Below are 18,874 nucleotides of genomic sequence, written 5' to 3'. Positions count from 1 at the left end.
AGTAAGTATTCATTGCGGAAATATTTGTATTTATTCTCATGTGAAATTCCTCCTTGTTTGTTGAAGGTCTTGCCTTCTACTATTCTTATCGGTTGTTATAAAAAATATTTAAGTAAATAAAGAAAAAAGAGCGAAAATTTCGCTCTTTTTGAGTAGTATATTATTGTAATAACGAAAGAACACCTTGAGGCATTTGGTTTGCTTGAGCCAACATGGAAGTAGCAGCTTGAGAAAGGATGTTGTTCTTTGTAAAGCTCATCATTTCTTCAGCCATGTCTACGTCACGAATACGTGAGTTTGCTTCAGACAAGTTTTCTTTTGTTGTAGACAAGTTTGAAATAGTGTGATCCAAACGGTTTTGAACAGCACCTAAGTCGGCTCTTTGCGTGGATACTGATTCAATTGCACCATCAATTTTCGTTAAGGCAGCATCAAAATCGATTACAGTTGTTTCATCACCTTCAACATTACTTATTGAAATTCCACTGTCCGTTATTATTGAAGGATCGCTTACATCTTCAGTAGCACTTAATAAAGATGCAGCTGACATACTTTTAATTTCTACGTTAATATTCTGACCTGAATTTGCACCTATTTGAAAACTAAATGACGTACCTGTAGATGTACCATCTGTTAATGTATCAGTCCCGCTCAATAAGTTTTTTGTATTAAATTCAGTGTCGTTTGAAATTCTATGAATTTCTTTTGCTAGTGAGTCAACTTCAGTTTGAATAGCAATTCTATCATCATTTGTATTGGTATCGTTTGCTGCTTGAACAGTCAAGTCACGCATACGGTTCAAGATATTGTGTGTTTCACTTAATGCGCCTTCAGCTGTTTGAATCAACGAAATACCATCTTGTGCATTCCGAGTTGCTTGATTTAAACCAGAGACCTGATTTTTCATTTTTTCTGAAATAGCCAGTCCTGCTGCGTCGTCCCCAGCTTTATTGATACGTAATCCAGATGATAATTTTGCTAATGAACTACTTTTTGCACTATTAGCGTTTGTTAAACGTGAGTAAGTATTCATTGCGGAAATATTTGTATTTATTCTCATGTTCATTTCCTCCTTAGATTATGTGAAGGTCTTGCCTTCTACTATTCTTATCGGAGGGTTTGAAAAATAGTTAAGGGTTTTAATTGTTTTTTCAAAAAAAAAAAAAACTACCTCACTTAAAGGTAGTTTAAAATATTCGTTTGTAGTATCCGTGTTCCCATTTGTAAGGATGCTTCATATGAAGTCATTTCCATTTGATAGTTCATAAACGTTTCCGCTAAATCAATATCTTGTTTGCCGGATAACATCGATTGCAAATTCAAATTTTCACTCTCGTTACGTGCTTTAGATGTTTCTAAGCGATTATAAGTTGCCCCGATTTTTGTACGTAAGGAGAGAATCGTATCACTCTCAACTGAAGCTCTATCCATGAGGTCTCCACCTAAAGCTTCTGTATCACTTTCATCTAAGGCAGTAAGAACATCTTGTAAGAAGTTGCCCAATGAATCAGCTGGGTCTCCTACTAATTTCCGTCCATCCGTTTGCAATTCCACAGAAACACCTTGGGCAATCTCTCTTTCTAACAACCCAGAATCATTTGCACCCATCGTTCCTTTATACTCTATCCCCGTAAAGTTTCCATCTGCATCTTCTGTTATTTCAAACGGTTTGGTCAAGGTTTCTTTCCCGGCGAAGATATAGCGCCCACCGAAGTTTGTATTATAAGAATCGACTAGTGTTCCGATTTCAGATTCAACTTCGCTTTTCACAGCTTGACGATCACCGTCAGACATTGTGCCATTAGCTGCGGATTGAATCAAGGTTGAAATACGCTGCATAGATTTCGTCGCATTGCTCAAAGCTGAATCTTGAACATTCGTCCAATCGATTGCATCATCGATAGTGGTCAAGTATTCTTCGTTGCGGGTAATGCTGCTTTTTAGATCCATTATTTTAGAAGCAGTCAAGGGATCATCAGAGGTGCGGTTGATTTTATTTAATGTTGACAATTGTTCTTGGTATTTTTGAACCGATTGTGTGTTGCGATTCAAATTACGCAAGTAATTTTTTGTCATATAAGAACTCGTTACTCTCATCGCTTACACTCCTGTCCGGTTGATCAATGTATCCAACATTTCTGCTGTTACGGAAATCACTTTGGCATTAGCTGAAAAGGCATTTTGGAACCGTAACATGTCGGTGACTTCTTCATTGATGTCAACACCAGACATGGATTCTTTGCGTTGTTCCAGTAAAGCTACTACATCATCTTGATTTTTAGCCATATTGTCTGCTTGTTGTTTTTGAATCCCTACATCCGTGACACTGTCGTTGTATTGATCCAATAACGTAGAACCACTGACACTGTTGTCAAATGACATTGTTTCCGAATTATAGTTATCTTCACTTAAATCTTGCGGTAGTTTCGTAGATTGCAACTTGGATATGGCTAAGGCTCTAGCCCCGTCACCTGCTACTTCATTGTCCAAGCCTTTTCCAGCTTGAACTTTAGAAGAATCTTTTTGGATTTCGGCATTTACTTTGATTGTTCCCGAAGGATCTTCTAGATCAATCTCAAAGAAAGCCTTTCCCTGTTCTTCGCCCTCTATCGTTGGCGTACTGTGAGTGGTATTGACTGCTTCAGCAAATTGAGACACAAAGGTATTGAAATCTTCTTTTTTCTGATTGAGGACAGCTAAAGCTTCTTGAGAACCTTTAGTGCTACCACTTTCAATGTCAATTGAAGCATAATCGCCTGTTTCAGAGTCTTGAATCATCCACTGACCAACTTCAATTGTATCGTCTGCAGGTAAAGTCATTGGATCTTTTCCAGGTTGAGAAACAATCAGTGTACCATCTTCATTTTTTCCGATTACTACAGCTACAGAATCGACATGATTTTTACCTAAGACTTCTTGTCCGTCTAATGTAACGACTGCACGTTGGAAGCCATCGATTTTAACTTCTGCACCAGCGATTTCAGTTAGGGAACCGATCAGCCGATCGCGTTGATCGAGCAAGTCATTCGGTGCTTGGCCTGCTGTGGATACGTTGAAGATTTGTTCATTTAATTTTTCCAGTTGTCCAAGTGTGCTATTGAAATCCAAAACATCTTTGCTGAGTTCATTCAGCGTGTCACTATGTAGACCGTCCATTTGGTTGGCCATGTGATGAATGGTGTCTGTGAATGTTTTCGATTGTTCAACTACCATTGTTTTGGCTGTCTGCATTTCTGGGTTAGAGCTCAAGTTCGTCCATGAAGCAAAAAACTTATCCATCTGGCTACTTAATCCGGTATCGGAAGGCTCATTGTATATCCCTTCCAATTGGCCCAATAAATCAGACTTCTGGGTATACTGTTCCAGAGAAGCGGATTCGCGCTGTACTTGTGTGACAAGGTATTGGTCGGTCACACGTTGGACGGCAGAGATTTGGACGCCTGTTCCAAATTGACCCACTCCAGGAATAGAAATAGGCATATTCGCTGACATGGTAACGCGCTGTCTGGAATAGCCTTCCGTATTTGCATTGGCAATGTTGTGTCCTGTTGTTTGTAGTGCCCGTTGTTGGGCTGTCATCCCGCCGGTCGCGGTATGTAAAGTTCCAAATAATCCTGACATGATCTCGCTCCTTAGACTTGTTGGTCGAATAATGCGTTCGTTTCGTTTTCTTGGTATTTCCCTTTTTTCGAATACCCACGTTTTTCCTTTTTCACACTTTCCTGCAGTGATTGGAGAAAAGCATCGGTAAAGCTCATCGCTTGTTGGGTCAATAAGAGATTGCCTTCTTGAAGCTGACGGATCTCATCGATGACGGGAATATATTCATCTTTATTTGTTTCGGGAAGAGAAGCGGACTCGAGTTCTGCGGTAAGAGCTTCTTTGGCAGCGACGATGTCTCGCAACTCTTCTCCTTTATTTTCAATCAAAGCTATTTTTTCTCTTTGCAGGCAATCTTTTAAAGACTGTAGCTGATTCATCAAGGAATCTTTGCGTTCCATAAGCGGTTATTCTCCTTTTTGTTCGGCGATCACTTGTAGCATACTGTCAGAAATCTTATCTACTGAAATGGGATAGCTACCTTCTAAGACAGCTTTTTTGATCGATTCCAGACGTTCGGTTTTGAACGTGTCTTGGCTTTCGGATAAGCGTTTGGCTTCATTTGAAATAGATACCTCAACGGAGCTGTCTTCTTTTGATTGTTTAGGTTGGTTAGTTGCGTTGCTTGTATTGGTTGTCTCTTTATGTGTTTGGACGGCTTTGTTTTTATTGACGGATTGAATGTATTTACCGTAGCCATTTTCGATTTTCATGATGGAAACTCCTTCCATATTGCCTGCTATTTTAATTTTTTTCCTTAACTACTTTCTCTACAGTTATCATATCGGAAAGATTTCAAAATACTTAAGTGTAAATTTGATAATTTATAGAATGAACTGTTTTCATCTTACCGATAGTCTCCTCTTTTGTCTACAGCAAAGAGAGAGTGCGCAAAAAGGTGTTCAGATCCGAACCGCTGGAGCGGATACTCGTAGTATCGTCGTAGACTATCGAAGAGTATGCGTGAAGTGGACGTCGGGTGTGCCTTTTGGAACACGTTTTTAGAGTGTGCAAAAAGACGTTGATACCCGCATACTATATCCGTAAGTAGCTGACGCCTTAACAAATCATTTGTTGAGCTAGTTTTTGAAGCTCATTTCAAAAACTGACAGTTGAATCACAAGTAAAATGATGAAAGAAATGCCGAGCATTTCTTGTCGGTTGAAAAAAAGTAGTAGATTGAGCACTGATGAAATCTTAGTTTTTCGTAGAAAAAAGAAGTTGAGTTTTTTTCTCAACTTCTTTCGATTATACTCTCCGTTCTATTGATCTAAACTAGAAAAAGTGTTCAGAATCTACAGGAATCAGGACACTCAGCCACCAAATCTTCTAGTAAAGACCAGTAGGTGTGACTTGCGCGACACTGAGTTGGCAGAAGCTAAATAAGTGTCATAAAAGAAGTCGAATCGCGACACTCAAAGATGAAATGCTATCTAAATGGCGCGCAAACTACCAGTTCGAGACACTTTTTTAAAAAAAAGAAGCTGAGTGTCCTTATAGCCGGTGAATCTAGACACTTAGGGGGTTTATCGCTTGCGAGTGTCCAGTATCTACCCGAATCGGGACACTCAGCCACCAAATCTTCTAGTAAAGACCAGTAGGTGTGACTTGCGCGACACTGAGTTGGCAGAAGCTAAATAAGTGGCCTGATTGAAGTCGAATCGCGACAATCAAAGATGAAATGCTATCTAAATGGCGCGCAAACTGCCCGATCAAGTCACTTTTTTTGAAAAAAGAAGCTGAGTGTCCGTATAGCTGCTGAATCTAGACACTTATTTGTTTTATCTCTATCGAGTGTCCAGTGTCTACCCGAATCGGGACACTCAGATACCGATTCTGTTATTAAAGTTCCGCAGGTGTGACTTGTGCGACACTGAGATGGCAGAAGATAAATGAGTGTCCTGATTGAGGTCGAATCCCGACACTCAAAGAGGAAATGCTATCTGAAATGGCGTGCAAACTATCCGATCGAGTCACTTTCCGGTGCGGTCCTATTTTCCGGTCGAGCCAGAACAGTCGCCTCCACTCTCTGATTTGAAACGTGCTCCAAGAGGCAGACCCGACGTCCATTTCACGACTACTCTACGCTAGTCTGCGACTAGCTTCGTGTAGTCGCTCCAATGATTCGGATCTGAACGCCTGTTGTCGCACTTTGATTGAAAACGAGTTGCGCTTTGCAGAAATGCGGTTGCTTCGCTGAGCTTCACCGATTCTGGCGAATCTTGTTCTGCCCCGCTCCAGCCCCTCATTTCTAAACGCAAAGCTCCACTCTCTGTTTGAAAATGAGTTGCGGCTTCTTGGCTCTCGGGAAAAAGATGCCGCTTGGCCATGCGCGGGATGCTCTGTCCTGTGCGGCCCTATTTTCCGGTCGAGCCAGAACAGTCGCCTCCACTCTCTGCTCTTATAAAAATTCTATGTTTCTTTTTCCGGTCACGGGGTTGGTGTAGGTTTGGCAGTCTACTTCATAGAGTTCTTTGATGGTGGATTCTGTTAGGACTTCGTCGGGTGTGCCTTCTTTGATCAGGTGGCCGTCTTTCATGGCGTATAAGTAATCTGTGTAGCGTGCGGCTAGGTTTAGATCATGCATGGCTGCCAATGCTCCGATCGGTAATTGTTTGACGGTGTTTAAAATGCTGAGTTGGTGTTTGATATCTAGGTGATTGGTCGGTTCATCTAGTACTAGGAACTGTGGTTGTTGGACTAGTGCTCTGCCTAAGATGACACGCTGTTTTTCGCCACCGGATAAGGATAGGAAACTTCTATCGGCTAATTCTTCTAGATCCATTTGCTGAATGACTTCTTCGACGATGGCAAAGTCTTTGGCTGTATCGCGTTCCATCAAGCCTTTATGGGGAGAGCGTCCCAGCAGCAACATCTGCCGTACGGAAAAGTCGAAATTGACTTGGTGAAACTGGCCCACGACGCCCATTTTTTTAGCCAGTGCTTTATTGGATAATTCCTGGACGATCGAATCATCGAGTGTGATGATCCCGGTATCGGGTTCGAGCGCTTTGTAGACACTTTTTAAGAGTGTCGATTTGCCGCAGCCGTTGGGTCCGATCAGTCCGACGAATTGGTTCTGGCTCACGTGTAGGGAGATATCTTGAATGATTTGTTTAGATGCGATCGACAAGGAAACATTTTCAACGGTCAGCTTCATTTTTTTATCCTCCAAACTCGTAGCCTTTTTTCACAAAGATATAAATAAACAGCGGTGCACCGATCAGGGACGTCAAGATTCCGATCGGGAGTTCTACGGTCGGTAAGATGATCCGGGAAAAGATATCCGACCAGACCATAAATAATGCTCCTGAAAAAACCGATAAGGGTAAAAAGTAGCGGTGATTCGATCCAACGATCCCGCGGATGATATGGGGGATGATCAGGCCGACAAAGCCGATCATTCCGGTATTGGCAACAATGATCCCGGTCAAAATAGAGGCAATGACCAGATAGACTTTCCGGTAAAAGTTTAAATTCACTCCCAGTGTGATCGCTGCTTCGTCCCCTAGCAACATGATGTTCAAAATCCGTTGCTGAGTCAAAAAGAACAAGAATGCAGCCAATACAACTATGGCGACTAAGGGCAAGGTCGTCCAGCTGGCTCCAGCTAAACTTCCCATCATCCAAAAGGTGACGGAACGAATGCCTTCTGCATCGTTAGCTAAGTAGATAATGAAATTGGAAAAGGCGGTGAACAATGCATTCAAAACCATCCCGGCTAACACGAGTTTAATGGAATTGACTTGTCCACCAACATTGGATAACAGCAAGACGAGAAAGGCTGCCGTGACAGCTCCCAGGAAAGCCCAGAAAGACAAGCCCAACTGCGCCAAGATACTTGTTCCACCAAAACCGATCATGATCGCAAACGTCGCTCCCAGAGAAGCACCGGATGAGATCCCCAGGATATAGGGATCAGCTAGCGGGTTTTGGACGGTCGTCTGCATTACCGCTCCGGCCAATGATAGTCCCATCCCGGTCAGCAGCGCCAATAGGACTCTTGGAAAACGGATCTGCCAGATTATATTTTCGAAGGCCACGGAAGAAAGCGCAGTGCCCTCTCCCATCGCTCCTCCAGTCAGTTTTCCAGTCAATATCTGAAAGGATTCTGTGAGCGGGATCGAGACTTGTCCGACCGCCACACCCATTCCTACCGACAGAATGATCAAGACGGTAAAAAGGAGTAGGCTGATGTAATAGATTTGGCGTTGTTTCTGGATGCGGTTCATCGTCTCTTCCTTCCTGGTTGTGGGTCAATTTGTGGAATAGAATTCAGAGCTGAGTTGTTCCATACCGGTCAAAATCTGGTACCCGTAGCTCCAAAATTGATTGTAATCGATGGTGTAGATGCGGTCTTCCTGGATAGCGGTCAAGCTGGACAAGGCTTCGTTGGCTTTCAAGTCCGCCAGGCTTTCTTCCGGTGCGCGTCCGCCGGTATAATCGACGAGCAGTAATGCTTCCGGATCGGTTTCGAGCAAAGCCTCCACGCTGATTTCACCTGTGGTTTCTGCAAAGGCGTTTTCCAATTTCAGGTAGCTCAAGGCATCGTTCAAGTACGTATCAGCGGCGCCACTATAGACATCGACGTTCGTGCCTTCTGCTCCAAAAATATAGGCATACTCTACGGCTTCCTGATCTTCCGGAACAGTTTCTACGATAGCGTCCATTCGGTCCCTCACATCAGTTGAAAATGCTTGTGCCTGTTCTTCAACTGCAAACAATTTTCCCAAATCAGCGATGTCGGTATGCAGATCATCAAAAGTGGCACCGGGTGTCGAAGTTGCTTGAATGTACGTTTGGATGTCCAATTCGTTCAGTTCCTCTACCGTTCCGGTTCCCCACTCGGCACTGGCAAACAATTGCCCGCGCCCGACTACGATGTCCGGGTCAACGCCCACGACTAATTCTTTGCCGACATACCCCTCTGCCAGTACGGGAATGTTGGAGAAATCCTCGGAAACTGTTTCGTCGCCGGCACCGTATAATGCGGCTACGCCGACAATGTCTTCAGCTAATCCCAGTTGGAGCAACAGTTCTGCTGTCCCCTGGTTATTGGCGACGATCGATTCCGGACGGGATTCATACGTGATTTTTTTTTTGGAAAATTCAGAACCATCGGCTGAAACCGTGTAGTTATCTAATGTTAACGGAAAGGTGCTATCTTCTGTTTGTACTGTTGTATCTGGTTGTCCCTCAGTAGGCTCTGTTTGTCCACAGGCTCCTAAAAGAAAGAAGGCACTCGCTGCCATTCCCCAGTATGTAAAGCGTTTTTTATGCGTCGGTTTGTTCATTGACTCTCCTCCTAATTTTTCTCTTAATATAGCGGCAAGTGAAAGGACTCACTTGCCTGTTTCTTATTGAGAACGATTTTCATTCCCAATTATAACGGTAGAATCTAACAAAGTAAATGCTTATGCGATACTTTTCACAAAAAGTACAAAGTGCGACAAAAGGCGGTTAGACCCGAATCACTGGAGCGAATACTCGATAGATAGTCGTAGACTATCCAAGAGCATTCGTGAAGTGGACGTCGGGTCTGCCTCTTGGAGCACGTTTCAATCAAAGAGTGGAGCTTTGCGTTAAGAAATGAGGGGCTGGAGCGGGGCAGAACAAGATTCGCCAGAATCAGTGAAGCCCAGCGAAGCAACCGCATTTCTGCAAAGCGCAACTCATTTCCGAAAGAGAGTGAAGGCGACTGTTCTGGCTCGACCGGAAAATAGAGCCGCACCGGACAGAGCAAGATTCGCCAGAATCGGTGAAGCCCAGCGAAGCAACAACGGCTACAGCAACTGGAGCGGATACTGTAGTAAATCGACAGTGAGGCTAGCTTTGAAGTACATTTTAGTAAATGACAGTCAAAATACAAGTAAAATAATGAAAGAAATGCGTGGCATTTCTTTTCGATAGTAATGTAGTGCAGCTACGGCTGACTTCTGAAGAAATCTCAGTTGAAGTTGCCCGATTCATCCCTATTCAAGCAACTTCAGCTACAACTGTGATTGAAGTTACCTGATTCGAAGTCATTCGGTCAACTTCACTCATTATTTCTCTTGAAGTTGACCGATCCGAGGCCGTTCGGGCAACTTCACACTTTATTTCTCTTGAAGTTGACCGATCCGAGTCCGTTCGGGCAACTTCACACTTTATTTCTTTTGAAGTTGACCGATCCGAGGCCAATCGAGCAACTTTACTCATTATTCCTCTTGAAGTTGACCGATTCAAGGGGGTTCGGATAACTTTACTCATTATTTCTATTGAAATTGACCGATTCAAAGCCGTTCGTTCAACTTCACTCATTATTTCTCTTGAAGTTGACCGATTCGAGGCCAATCGAGCAACTTCAAGTACTTATCTTGCTGAATCTTGTTCTAATCGAAAAAGAAGAGGTTGGGGCTTTTGCCCCAACCTCTTCTTCTATTATAAATGTTTTATCGGAAACGAGTTGCGGCTCCTTGGCTCTCGGGAAAAAGATACCGTTTGGCCATGCGCGGGATGCTCTGTCCTGTGCGGCCCTATTTTCCGGTCGAGCCAGAACAGTCGCCTCCACTCTCTGATTGAAATGAGTTGTGGTCCTTGGCTCTCAGGAAAAAGATACCGCTTGGCCATGCGCGGGATGCTCTGTCCTGTGCGGCCCTATTTTCCGGTCGAGCCAGAACAGTCGCCTACACTCCCTTTCGGAAATGAGTTGCGCTTTGCAGAAATGCGGTTGCTTCGCTGGGCTTCACCGATTCTAGCGAATCTTGTTCTGCCCTGCTCCAGCCCCTCATTTCTTAACGCAAAGCTCCACTCTTTGATTGAAACGTGCTCCAAAAAACAGACCCGACGTCCTCTTCGCGTATACTCTTCGATAGTCTACGACTATCTATTGAGTATACGCTCCAGAGGTTCGGGTCTGAACGTTTTTTGTCGCACTCTTCTATTTTAGATGTCTGATGCGTTGTTCTTTGCTTAGGATATTTGTGATGCGGACGCCGAAGTTTTCGTTGATGACGACGACTTCGCCTTCTGCGATCAATTTGCCGTTGACATAGATTTCTAAGGGTTCATCTGTCATTTTTTCTAATTCAATAACAGAACCTGTTCCCAATGCTAAGATATCTTTGATGGTTTTGCGGCTTTCGCCTAAGACCACGCTGAAATCCAGTGGAACATCCATTATCAAGTCCAAATTGCGTGGGGAGTGAGTTTTCCCCGATTCTTCCAACTGCTGGAAAGCAGGTTGTTGTACGGTCACTTTTTGTTCCGGCGCGCTTTGTTGCTGAGGTGCTTGTTGTTCACTTGCAGATTTTTGTGCTGCCTGTGGTTGCGGATTTAATACTTCAGCGGAATCGTTCATAACGATATCCGATAATTCTCTTACCGTTTCAACCGGGAAGATCTGCATGATTTCGCTGTCTATCAATCCTTCAACGGATAGATTGAATGCAACTGTGACGACATGCGATTCTTCATCTAAGGGATGATTCGGAATGTCATCTTCTGTATGCCATAACGCCACTTGCGGTGGTTGGATATCGATTTTCCGTTTCAGCATAGTTGCCATTGCTGTTGAAGCCGAACCAATCATTTGATTCATCGCTTCGCCTACTGCACTCAGTTCCAATTCACCAAAATCATCCGGGTTCACGTCTTTACCGTCATTTCCCATCATCAAATCGGCAATGACACTCGCGTCTGGAACATCGATCATAAGAACATTGCTGCCTTTTAAGCCTTCTTTAAACAAAATCGTTGTAACAACTTTCGGTATTTCTCTACCTTTGATCATATCTTTATACGGCACACACTCTACAGTTGGTGTCGTAATATTTACAGTACGATTTAACAAAGTCGATAATGCGGTTGCTGACTGAGACATTGAAATGTTGGCAATTTCCCCAACGATATCTTGTTGATCTTTATCGATACATGACTGAGAATCTTCTTTCTCACTCGCTGCACCGCCGCCATTTAACAACGCATCGATTTCCTCTTGTGTTAATGCATTACTACTCATTCTCTGTCTCCCCTCCAATAAATTGCAAAACCTCCACAGCCATTTTGTCTTGGACCGTTCCAGGTTTGACCAAGTAATACGGTCTGTTTTCAATATTCATCACTAAAGGCTTGGATGATTTTTTATCTAACTGGATGATATCTCCAACTTCCATGTCGAGGAAGTTTTCAACCGTCATCGTTGACTCGCCGAGTGCGACGGACAAATTAAGTGGTACAGGATCCAGTGACTTTTTGATCGACAGTTCTTCTGTTTTTTCCTGTGTCTTGCCGGTATGGAACCAATTGTGAAAGCTTAATTTATCTAACATTTCTTCGAAGAATATGTACGGAATACAAATATTCAAAAAGGTACGGTTATTGCCGATAGCAATTGAGAAGGTGATCAACAAGATCGGTTCGTTTGGCGACATCGTTTGCAGGAGCTGGGGATTCGTTTCAATATCTTGCACTTTGGAATCCAACTCTACAATATCTCGCCAAGCTCCTTCAAACGCACGCGTCAAGTTTCCCATTACTTCTTCTAATATAGCTAACTCGATGTCTGTAAAAGAATCTTTTCCTTCCGGAACTTCTCCTTCAGCGGTCATACTATCGTACCCACACAATAACTCTACCATTTGTAGAGCCATCTGCGGATTCAATTCAATGATCTGGACACCTTCTGAGGGTTCACTTTTCACGATCCCCATCAATGTAAACCGGGGAATAGAATTGATGAACTCATCAAAACTGATCTGTTCCATGGTAGCCAGTTTGATCTCGACTTGCTGGCGCAATTGTGTCGATAATTGGTTGACTGCCAATTTCATAAAGTCCTCAAAAACTAAATGAATCGTACTTAAGTACTCTTTAGACAAACGAACGGGCCGCCTAAAATCATAGGCTTTAATTTTCGGTTGATGGGTTTCTTCCATCACTTTTTCATCGATTTCGCCGTTATCCATTGCTTCCAACAACGAATCAATTTCTTGTTGTGATAAAACTTGACTCATTATTCTCCCTCATTTTTTAAAAAAAGCTGATGTATATCGATGATACTGACCACTTCTCCATAAGCAGGAACCAATGAAGTTACCCATGTATCTTCGGAGTGAACGATCGGTTGAATTTCTTCTTCCGTAACCGTTGTCACGCCGATGACTTCTTCCACTTCAACAGCAACTTTATTTTGTTCAGTTTGTATCACGATTGTATTATTATAACATATTCGCTCCATATCCGAAGAAGAATTTAACAATCTATCTAAGTTTACTAAGGTCATGACTTGTCCTCTTAGGTTGATGAGTCCTTCGACCCACTCGGGACTTTGAGGAACTAGGGTAGAGGTAAGTTTCGTCGTGATTTCCTCTACCCATTTCGTTGGGATCCCATAAAATCGATCGTGTAACGTAAATACAATGAGTTGCATAGATAAGCTCCTTTATAATTATTGGCTAACTTTATCTAACGCCTTAATGACTCGTTCTGTATCAAAAGGTTTGACGATAAAATCACTCGCGCCAGCTCGGATGGCGTCCATTACCATTGATTGTTGACCCATAGCACTACACATGACGACTGTCGCACTTCCGTCGATTTGTTTGATAGCTTTTAAAGCCTCTATACCATCCATTTCAGGCATAGTGATATCCATAGTTACTAAATCGGGTTGACTCGATTTGAATTGTTCGATCGCTTCTTCTCCATTAGCAGCCTCCGCTACAACTTCGTATCCATTTTTGTTTAAAATATCTTTTAACTTGATTCGCATAAATGCCGCATCATCTACTACTAAAACCTTTTTACCCATCTTATTTCTCCTCTCACAATCCTAAAGTTTCAAATAATTTTTCTAATACACCTGGTTTGGGGACAAAGTACAAGGCCCCTTCAATTTTATTTCCATCTGAATAAAACTCATTTTTAATAATGAAAATCTGACTATCGTATTGTTCCTGTTCGATATAAACGGAACTCAAGATAGAACCGAACATGTCTTGCGCGGCAACTGGAACTGACGCGATCAAATCAACGCCGAGCATTTTATTCAACGCATTCAAAAAAGAATTGACTAAAATATTGACCAGTTCTTTATTGGCCGAATCAACCAGTTCTTCCGATGCTTCAACCGATTCCGGCAACACCATATCTGCAATTTTCACTGCATCATCAGGGGAAAGAACGAATAAAAACACGCCCTCTTGCCCCAATAACTTCATCAGTATAGCACGAACCTGTTCGTCCTCGGAACAGATAGTTTCATAAACTTTTTCATATTCCATAAACTCGATCGTGGGGATATCCATCTGTACAGATTTGTTGATCAACTGTGACAAACTGGTTGCAGCATTGCCGCCTCCGATGTTGACGATTTCTTGTAACGCGTCTAAACGCATCGCTTGTTGATCCATCAGACGGTTACCCCTTTTCTTTCAGTACAGACAGAAGTCAAATCTAAAATCAAGACGACTTCCCCATTCCCCAAGATACTGGCTCCCAAATATTTCTTCACTTCTTTCAGTTCAGAACCAAATTTCTTGATGACGATCTCGCGCTGGTGAATGATGTCGTCTACAACTAATGCGTGGTACTGGTCTCCCAGCAAGACGATCACTACGTGTTCTTTTTTATCGGGCTGTTGAACGAGTTCCAACGATTCAGTTAGTCGCGTCACTGGGATGAACATATTCTTATACCGATAGACTTGTTGCTTATGAATCGTGTCTACTTCATCAGCGTTGTATACGACAACTTTCTCGATCACTGATTGCGGTAATGCAAATGTTTCTGTTCCAGATTTGATCATCAATGCTTGAATGATCGATAATGTCAACGGCAAGACGATTTTAAAGGCGGATCCTTTACCGACTTCACTGATCGTTTCGATCGTTCCATTTAAACTGCTGATTTTTTCTTTCACAACGTCCATCCCTACACCACGACCGGAAATGCCGGTCACTTTTTGGGCGGTTGAAAATCCGGGGTGGAAAATGAGTTGCTGCGCATCTTTATCGCTCATCCCCTCAGTCGGGATCCCTTTTCTTTCTGCACTAGCTTTTAAAGCTACAGGGTCCAATCCTTTACCATCATCTGAAACTGTTACGATCACACGGTTCCCTTCTGGGTAAGCAGAAACTTTGACTATTCCCTGTTCCGATTTCCCACTGGCTTTACGCTCCGCTGGCATCTCGATTCCATGGTCACACGCATTTCGAAGCAAGTGGATCAGCGGTTCGCCCAATTCAGAAACGACTGTCCGATCTAACTCCGTGCTTTCGCCTTCCATGACCAATTCAATATCTTTATTCAGCTCGTTGGCTAAATCCCGTACCATCCTAGGAAATCGTTGGACAACGACATTGAAGGGCTGCATCCGTAGCTGCAATACCAATTCCTGTAACTCGGTCGTGATCCTCCCCACTTGTTCCACGGGTTCGTGTAGTTCTGCTTGTGTCTGATCGGTCAATTCTTCTAGACGCGTGCGGTGGATCACCAGTTCAGATACTAAATTCATAAACTGATCGAGTTTACTTAAATCTACTCGAATCGTCTGTTTCATACTCCGTGAAGCTTTCGCAGGCTTTTTATCGGTGCTAGTCGATTGTATTGCTTCAACAACTGCAGATGAGCCCTCTTCCTCAGGCGACTCATCCAATTCTAAATCAGCCGGTTCTTTAAAGGGTTCTACTTTTACCGCTTCTATTTCACTCAGATCATCGATCAGGTTCTTGATTGCCTCTTGATCTAATTTTGTCACGAGGACAATGAATACATCTTCATTAAACTCGCTGCTTTCAATGATTTCCGTCGCCGGTTGCGAAAAGACGATTTCCCCTTCTTGGTCTAATTTATTGATAGCCAAGTAGGCACGCGCACTTTTCATCATACTGTCCTGCTCGATTTGAAAACCGACCGTGAAGACATTATAACCGGATTCTTTTGCTGCTTCGATCACCGTAAAGTCCGACGAATCCATGGTTTCAAACACAGTGGGGATAGCAAACTCGCTGTCTTCCGCATCCGCATTTGCTTCAATAGCTGTAACAACTATTTTATCGCTCTCTTGCTTTGCAATATTTTCAAGCCGCTCTACCAAAGTGGATATGTCTTTGTCACCAGTTCCTTCAGCTCTTAAATCTTCCACGATATCTGTTAATGTATCCAAACAATCAAAAACGAGCGAAATGGAGTCCGAACTGACTTGTACTTCGTTGCGTTTAAACAAGTCGAACACATTTTCCATCCGGTGAGTCAATGTAGCCATCGTTTCATAACCCATCGTAGCTGCCATTCCTTTTAACGTATGTGCATTTCTGAATATAGAATTCAGTAGCGCATCATCATCTGGCGTTTGTTCTAACTGCAGCACGCCTTCGTTTAAATGTTCTAAGTTTTCATCTGTTTCTTCAAAAAACAAATCACGGTATTGACTATTGTCTTCCATTATTTCACTCCTTTACACACGGTTTAACTAACTTTTTCATAAATGAAGGACGCCACTTTCTTCAGTCCGTATTTTTCAGGACGATAGATGGTTTCCGTTGCTCCAGTAAAGAAGAGACCTCCCAGGACTAATGAATCACTAAATTTCTGGTAAATATCTTCTTTCACTTCATTTTTAAAGTAGATGGTCACATTCCGACAAACGATTGCATGAAACCCTTTTTCATATTTGTCGATAACCAGATCATGCTTTTTAAAATCGACCGCTCTTTTGATCCGGTCCTGTAAAACATACTGTTTGTCTTCTTCCAAAAAGAAATCGCTGCGATCCGGTAAGGAAACATTTTTCAGTTCGTGTTCCTTGTAGATCCCTTTTTTCGCCCGATTCAATATGGTTTCATCGATATCAGTAGCCAGGATCTGCTGGTCCAGTTTTATTCCTTGGCGGTGCAAAATCATTGCCAAAGAATAGGGTTCTGAACCAATCGAGCAGGCTGCGCTCCATATTTTTAGCTTGGGGAACTTTTTGCTCAAATCCTCTGCGATGATTTCCTCGAATCGATCAAAAAGTTCCTTGTTTCGAAAGAACTCTGTGACATTGATCGTGATGTAGTCGAGAAAATCTTTTCGAATAAGCGGATTTTCTTGGATGATCACAGAATAATCGGTCAATGTTTCTGCTCCACTTTGTTTCATGATCGTCTGAATTCTTCTTTGAAGTTGTTTTTGTTTGTATGCGTGCAAGTTGATACGGAAATAACTTTCTACCCAATCATAAAATAGATCAAAATCCATCTGGTCAGCCTCCTAATAAATCGTTCAGCAGAATAGGCAACTCCTGTAAAGAAATCGTTTCATCCACCCATCCTTTTTCAACTGCATTCTTCGGCATCCCGTAAATGACGCAAGAAGCTTGATCTTGCGAAAAGACGGTCCCGCCATTTTGATGGATGGAAAGCGTCCCTTCTGCTCCATCCTGCCCCATACCGGTCAATACGATCCCCAGCAAGCCTTTTTTATACGTCTGGGCAGCTGATTGGAAAAGGGGGTTCACAGCTGGTCGCACACCCAAAATCTTTTCTTCGTCCGTTAAAGAAATACGGCCATTCTCAATTTCCATATGTTTCCCACCAGGAGCTAAATACACTTTTCCTTTTTCGATGAGCTCAGCCTGTGTCGCTTCGACTACCGGAACTTTTGCTGCTGCATCTAACCGTGTCGCAAAGGAAGCTGTAAATCCTTCCGGCATGTGCTGTACGATAAATACCGGAACCGCTAAAGAAGCGGGAAGTCCTTTGATGACCGTGATCAATGCTTTCGGTCCACCGGTAGAAGCACCAATAGCGATCGCATCTAACTGAACCAGGTTCATACGCCCTTTGACAGCCGTCAAATCTTTGATTCGTTGGTCAAACTGTTTCGGAACCGATTTGACTTTTTCCTGTTCGAAGATAGAATGCATGCGTTCAGCTAATTCATCTTTAAATCCTTCCCAATTTTTCCGTATATGTTGAGGTTTTTCGATAAAATCCAGAGCTCCCGCTTCCAGCGCTTCAATAGTAATGTCTTCATTACTTTTCGAACTCAGCATGATAGTCGGGATCATCTGACTTTCTTTGAGTTGTTTCAGTGTTTCCAACCCATTCATCCGTGGCATCTCCACGTCTAATGTGATCAAATCGATATTTCCTTGCGCAACCTTTTCTAAAGCCTGAATCCCATCGCGAGCGCTAGCTACCACTGTGAACCCGTTCATTTCTTCTATCATATGGGTAAAGATTTTTCGCATAAAAGCTGAATCATCTACCACTAACACTCTTCTATCCATAACTTCTCCTTTTATAAAATAAATATTTCTCGATTGACCATCCGAATGGTCACTTCAAAGGTTTCCAGATCCACGATCATCGTGCGGCCCATTTTCCCACCAGTATGTTCGCCTTTTAGGGGAATGTTCAGTGCTGCTAGGGATTTCTTAACTGCGAGGATGTTTCGCTCCCCGATTTTAGGACCTTTCTCTTCTCCACCAAAAGAGAACATACTTGCTCCACCAGCTATCTTTGCCTCAATGCGAATGGCTCCCGTCTTTTCTTTCATGTCTGCGACCAATTGAGGGATAGCCAAATCAGCAAACTTTTGCCATTTTGTTTGATCTTTAAAAGTCGAACTATCCGGTAGCATGATATGACTCAAGCCGCCTACTTTTGATTTTGCGTCATAAAGGGCGATCCCCACACATGAACCAAGACCCACAGTGATCAATTTTTGAGGAGCTTGGCCTGTTTTACAATCAGAGATGACCACCTTCAACTGTTCAATCGTCTGCGTCTGCGTCTCCATCTATTCATTCACCCGTACAAGTTCATTCACCGTATCAATAGAAAGTAATTCTTTTAATTCGGCTTCTTTTTCCCCTGCAAAGAGAGCATTCACATTCAAAACCGGAATGATCCCCGCTTCTGTCTGGATAAAAGAAGAGAAATAGATTTGTTGGACAACTATCTGGCGGGATTCCGCTTTCTCTTTTACTTGTTCAGATTCAAAATCTTTAACAGACAAGACCTCATCTACTGCTAGACCGATCAACTTGCCCTTCCAATGTACGACGATGATCGGTGCATCCGGGTCGAGCAATTCCTGGTTGAAAAACCGCTTTGGTAAATGGATGATGGGGAGCAACACACCGCCCGCTTCCATCACACCTAAGATATAATTCGATACATCCGGTAGTTTAGATAAATTGGACAGATGAATAATTTTCTCGGTATCGGTGATCGGCACAGAAAATTGTTGCCCCCCGATTTTAAATACGATTTGCTTTTCCATATACTTTTCCACTTCCTTTTCTTAT

Annotated in this window: 19 protein-coding genes; all 19 read right to left on the bottom strand. The window is 42.8% G+C overall.

Going from position 1 to position 18,874, the window contains the following annotated elements:
* Window positions 1-160 precede the first annotated feature (160 nt).
* The 19 genes from hag to H626_RS10825 all read right to left on the bottom strand — a co-directional run bounded on the left by hag (window position 161) and on the right by H626_RS10825 (window position 18,849).
* On the bottom strand, window positions 161-1,060 hold the full coding sequence (gene hag, locus H626_RS0106675) for a flagellin Hag (protein WP_027108662.1): 900 nt from the start codon (window positions 1,058-1,060) through the stop codon (window positions 161-163).
* Window positions 1,061-1,176: 116 nt separating this feature from the next.
* Complete coding sequence (flgL, locus tag H626_RS0106670; RefSeq protein WP_027108661.1) at window positions 1,177-2,097, bottom strand: flagellar hook-associated protein FlgL; 921 nt, start codon at window positions 2,095-2,097, stop codon at window positions 1,177-1,179.
* A gap of 3 nt (window positions 2,098-2,100) precedes the next feature.
* A complete protein-coding gene (gene flgK, locus H626_RS0106665) occupies window positions 2,101-3,621 on the bottom strand; it encodes a flagellar hook-associated protein FlgK (RefSeq protein ID WP_027108660.1) in 1,521 nt (506 codons plus the stop codon).
* 11 nt (window positions 3,622-3,632) lie between these two features.
* The gene (locus H626_RS0106660) at window positions 3,633-4,001 is read right to left on the bottom strand and encodes a flagellar protein FlgN (protein ID WP_027108659.1); all 369 of its coding nucleotides are present in this window, start codon (window positions 3,999-4,001) and stop codon (window positions 3,633-3,635) included.
* A 6-nt stretch (window positions 4,002-4,007) separates the two neighbouring features.
* Entirely contained in the window at window positions 4,008-4,313 is a 306-nt protein-coding gene (gene flgM, locus H626_RS0106655; protein ID WP_027108658.1) for a flagellar biosynthesis anti-sigma factor FlgM, read from the bottom strand.
* A gap of 1,688 nt (window positions 4,314-6,001) precedes the next feature.
* The gene (locus H626_RS0106645; protein ID WP_027108656.1) at window positions 6,002-6,760 is read right to left on the bottom strand and encodes an ABC transporter ATP-binding protein; all 759 of its coding nucleotides are present in this window, start codon (window positions 6,758-6,760) and stop codon (window positions 6,002-6,004) included.
* Between the two features lie 4 nt (window positions 6,761-6,764).
* A complete protein-coding gene (locus H626_RS0106640) occupies window positions 6,765-7,832 on the bottom strand; it encodes a FecCD family ABC transporter permease (RefSeq protein ID WP_027108655.1) in 1,068 nt (355 codons plus the stop codon).
* A gap of 24 nt (window positions 7,833-7,856) precedes the next feature.
* Entirely contained in the window at window positions 7,857-8,894 is a 1,038-nt protein-coding gene (locus H626_RS0106635) for an ABC transporter substrate-binding protein (RefSeq protein ID WP_051237885.1), read from the bottom strand.
* A 682-nt stretch (window positions 8,895-9,576) separates the two neighbouring features.
* Window positions 9,577-9,933, bottom strand: a complete 357-nt coding sequence (locus tag H626_RS10835; protein WP_211221962.1) for a hypothetical protein — start codon at window positions 9,931-9,933, stop codon at window positions 9,577-9,579.
* Window positions 9,934-10,519: 586 nt separating this feature from the next.
* A complete protein-coding gene (gene fliY, locus H626_RS0106620) occupies window positions 10,520-11,599 on the bottom strand; it encodes a flagellar motor switch phosphatase FliY (protein WP_027108651.1) in 1,080 nt (359 codons plus the stop codon).
* Window positions 11,592-12,593 carry a flagellar motor switch protein FliM gene (fliM, locus tag H626_RS0106615; RefSeq protein ID WP_027108650.1) on the bottom strand — a complete coding sequence of 334 codons (1,002 nt, stop codon included), beginning with the start codon at window positions 12,591-12,593 and terminating at the stop codon, window positions 11,592-11,594. The genes fliY and fliM overlap by 8 nt, the downstream gene beginning before the upstream one ends.
* Window positions 12,593-13,009, bottom strand: a complete 417-nt coding sequence (locus tag H626_RS0106610; RefSeq protein WP_027108649.1) for a chemotaxis protein CheW — start codon at window positions 13,007-13,009, stop codon at window positions 12,593-12,595. The genes fliM and H626_RS0106610 overlap by 1 nt, the downstream gene beginning before the upstream one ends.
* A gap of 18 nt (window positions 13,010-13,027) precedes the next feature.
* Entirely contained in the window at window positions 13,028-13,390 is a 363-nt protein-coding gene (locus H626_RS0106605) for a response regulator (protein WP_027108648.1), read from the bottom strand.
* A 13-nt stretch (window positions 13,391-13,403) separates the two neighbouring features.
* Entirely contained in the window at window positions 13,404-13,991 is a 588-nt protein-coding gene (locus H626_RS0106600) for a chemotaxis protein CheC (protein ID WP_027108647.1), read from the bottom strand.
* Window positions 13,991-16,024, bottom strand: a complete 2,034-nt coding sequence (locus tag H626_RS0106595; protein ID WP_027108646.1) for a chemotaxis protein CheA — start codon at window positions 16,022-16,024, stop codon at window positions 13,991-13,993. The genes H626_RS0106600 and H626_RS0106595 overlap by 1 nt, the downstream gene beginning before the upstream one ends.
* Window positions 16,025-16,047: 23 nt before the next feature.
* Complete coding sequence (locus tag H626_RS0106590) at window positions 16,048-16,818, bottom strand: CheR family methyltransferase (protein WP_027108645.1); 771 nt, start codon at window positions 16,816-16,818, stop codon at window positions 16,048-16,050.
* A gap of 4 nt (window positions 16,819-16,822) precedes the next feature.
* On the bottom strand, window positions 16,823-17,851 hold the full coding sequence (locus tag H626_RS0106585; protein ID WP_027108644.1) for a protein-glutamate methylesterase/protein-glutamine glutaminase: 1,029 nt from the start codon (window positions 17,849-17,851) through the stop codon (window positions 16,823-16,825).
* A gap of 11 nt (window positions 17,852-17,862) precedes the next feature.
* Complete coding sequence (locus H626_RS0106580; protein ID WP_027108643.1) at window positions 17,863-18,363, bottom strand: chemotaxis protein CheD; 501 nt, start codon at window positions 18,361-18,363, stop codon at window positions 17,863-17,865.
* The gene (locus H626_RS10825; RefSeq protein ID WP_051237884.1) at window positions 18,364-18,849 is read right to left on the bottom strand and encodes a chemotaxis protein CheW; all 486 of its coding nucleotides are present in this window, start codon (window positions 18,847-18,849) and stop codon (window positions 18,364-18,366) included.
* Between the last annotated feature and the right edge of the window lie 25 nt (window positions 18,850-18,874).

This window comes from Lacticigenium naphthae DSM 19658 (assembly GCF_000425865.1).
In the GTDB taxonomy this organism is placed as follows: Bacteria; Bacillota; Bacilli; order Lactobacillales; family Carnobacteriaceae_A; genus Lacticigenium; species Lacticigenium naphthae.
Note: the sequence above shows the minus strand (reverse complement) of the source record. Positions and strands in the feature narration are given on the sequence as shown.

What these genes read in the sequence shown, in the direction of transcription:
- H626_RS0106635 (WP_051237885.1), bottom strand. Translation starts at nt 8,894, where the DNA reads ATGAACAAACCGACGCATAAAAAACGCTTTACATACTGGGGAATGGCA.
- H626_RS0106640 (WP_027108655.1), bottom strand. Translation starts at nt 7,832, where the DNA reads ATGAACCGCATCCAGAAACAACGCCAAATCTATTACATCAGCCTACTC.
- flgL (WP_027108661.1), bottom strand. Translation starts at nt 2,097, where the DNA reads ATGAGAGTAACGAGTTCTTATATGACAAAAAATTACTTGCGTAATTTG.
- H626_RS0106610 (WP_027108649.1), bottom strand. Translation starts at nt 13,009, where the DNA reads ATGCAACTCATTGTATTTACGTTACACGATCGATTTTATGGGATCCCA.
- H626_RS0106605 (WP_027108648.1), bottom strand. Translation starts at nt 13,390, where the DNA reads ATGGGTAAAAAGGTTTTAGTAGTAGATGATGCGGCATTTATGCGAATC.
- H626_RS0106660 (WP_027108659.1), bottom strand. Translation starts at nt 4,001, where the DNA reads ATGGAACGCAAAGATTCCTTGATGAATCAGCTACAGTCTTTAAAAGAT.
- H626_RS0106580 (WP_027108643.1), bottom strand. Translation starts at nt 18,363, where the DNA reads ATGGAGACGCAGACGCAGACGATTGAACAGTTGAAGGTGGTCATCTCT.
- fliM (WP_027108650.1), bottom strand. Translation starts at nt 12,593, where the DNA reads ATGAGTCAAGTTTTATCACAACAAGAAATTGATTCGTTGTTGGAAGCA.
- hag (WP_027108662.1), bottom strand. Translation starts at nt 1,060, where the DNA reads ATGAGAATAAATACAAATATTTCCGCAATGAATACTTACTCACGTTTA.
- flgM (WP_027108658.1), bottom strand. Translation starts at nt 4,313, where the DNA reads ATGAAAATCGAAAATGGCTACGGTAAATACATTCAATCCGTCAATAAA.
- H626_RS0106600 (WP_027108647.1), bottom strand. Translation starts at nt 13,991, where the DNA reads ATGGATCAACAAGCGATGCGTTTAGACGCGTTACAAGAAATCGTCAAC.
- H626_RS0106645 (WP_027108656.1), bottom strand. Translation starts at nt 6,760, where the DNA reads ATGAAGCTGACCGTTGAAAATGTTTCCTTGTCGATCGCATCTAAACAA.
- flgK (WP_027108660.1), bottom strand. Translation starts at nt 3,621, where the DNA reads ATGTCAGGATTATTTGGAACTTTACATACCGCGACCGGCGGGATGACA.
- H626_RS0106590 (WP_027108645.1), bottom strand. Translation starts at nt 16,818, where the DNA reads ATGGATTTTGATCTATTTTATGATTGGGTAGAAAGTTATTTCCGTATC.
- H626_RS10825 (WP_051237884.1), bottom strand. Translation starts at nt 18,849, where the DNA reads ATGGAAAAGCAAATCGTATTTAAAATCGGGGGGCAACAATTTTCTGTG.
- H626_RS0106595 (WP_027108646.1), bottom strand. Translation starts at nt 16,024, where the DNA reads ATGGAAGACAATAGTCAATACCGTGATTTGTTTTTTGAAGAAACAGAT.
- H626_RS0106585 (WP_027108644.1), bottom strand. Translation starts at nt 17,851, where the DNA reads ATGGATAGAAGAGTGTTAGTGGTAGATGATTCAGCTTTTATGCGAAAA.
- fliY (WP_027108651.1), bottom strand. Translation starts at nt 11,599, where the DNA reads ATGAGTAGTAATGCATTAACACAAGAGGAAATCGATGCGTTGTTAAAT.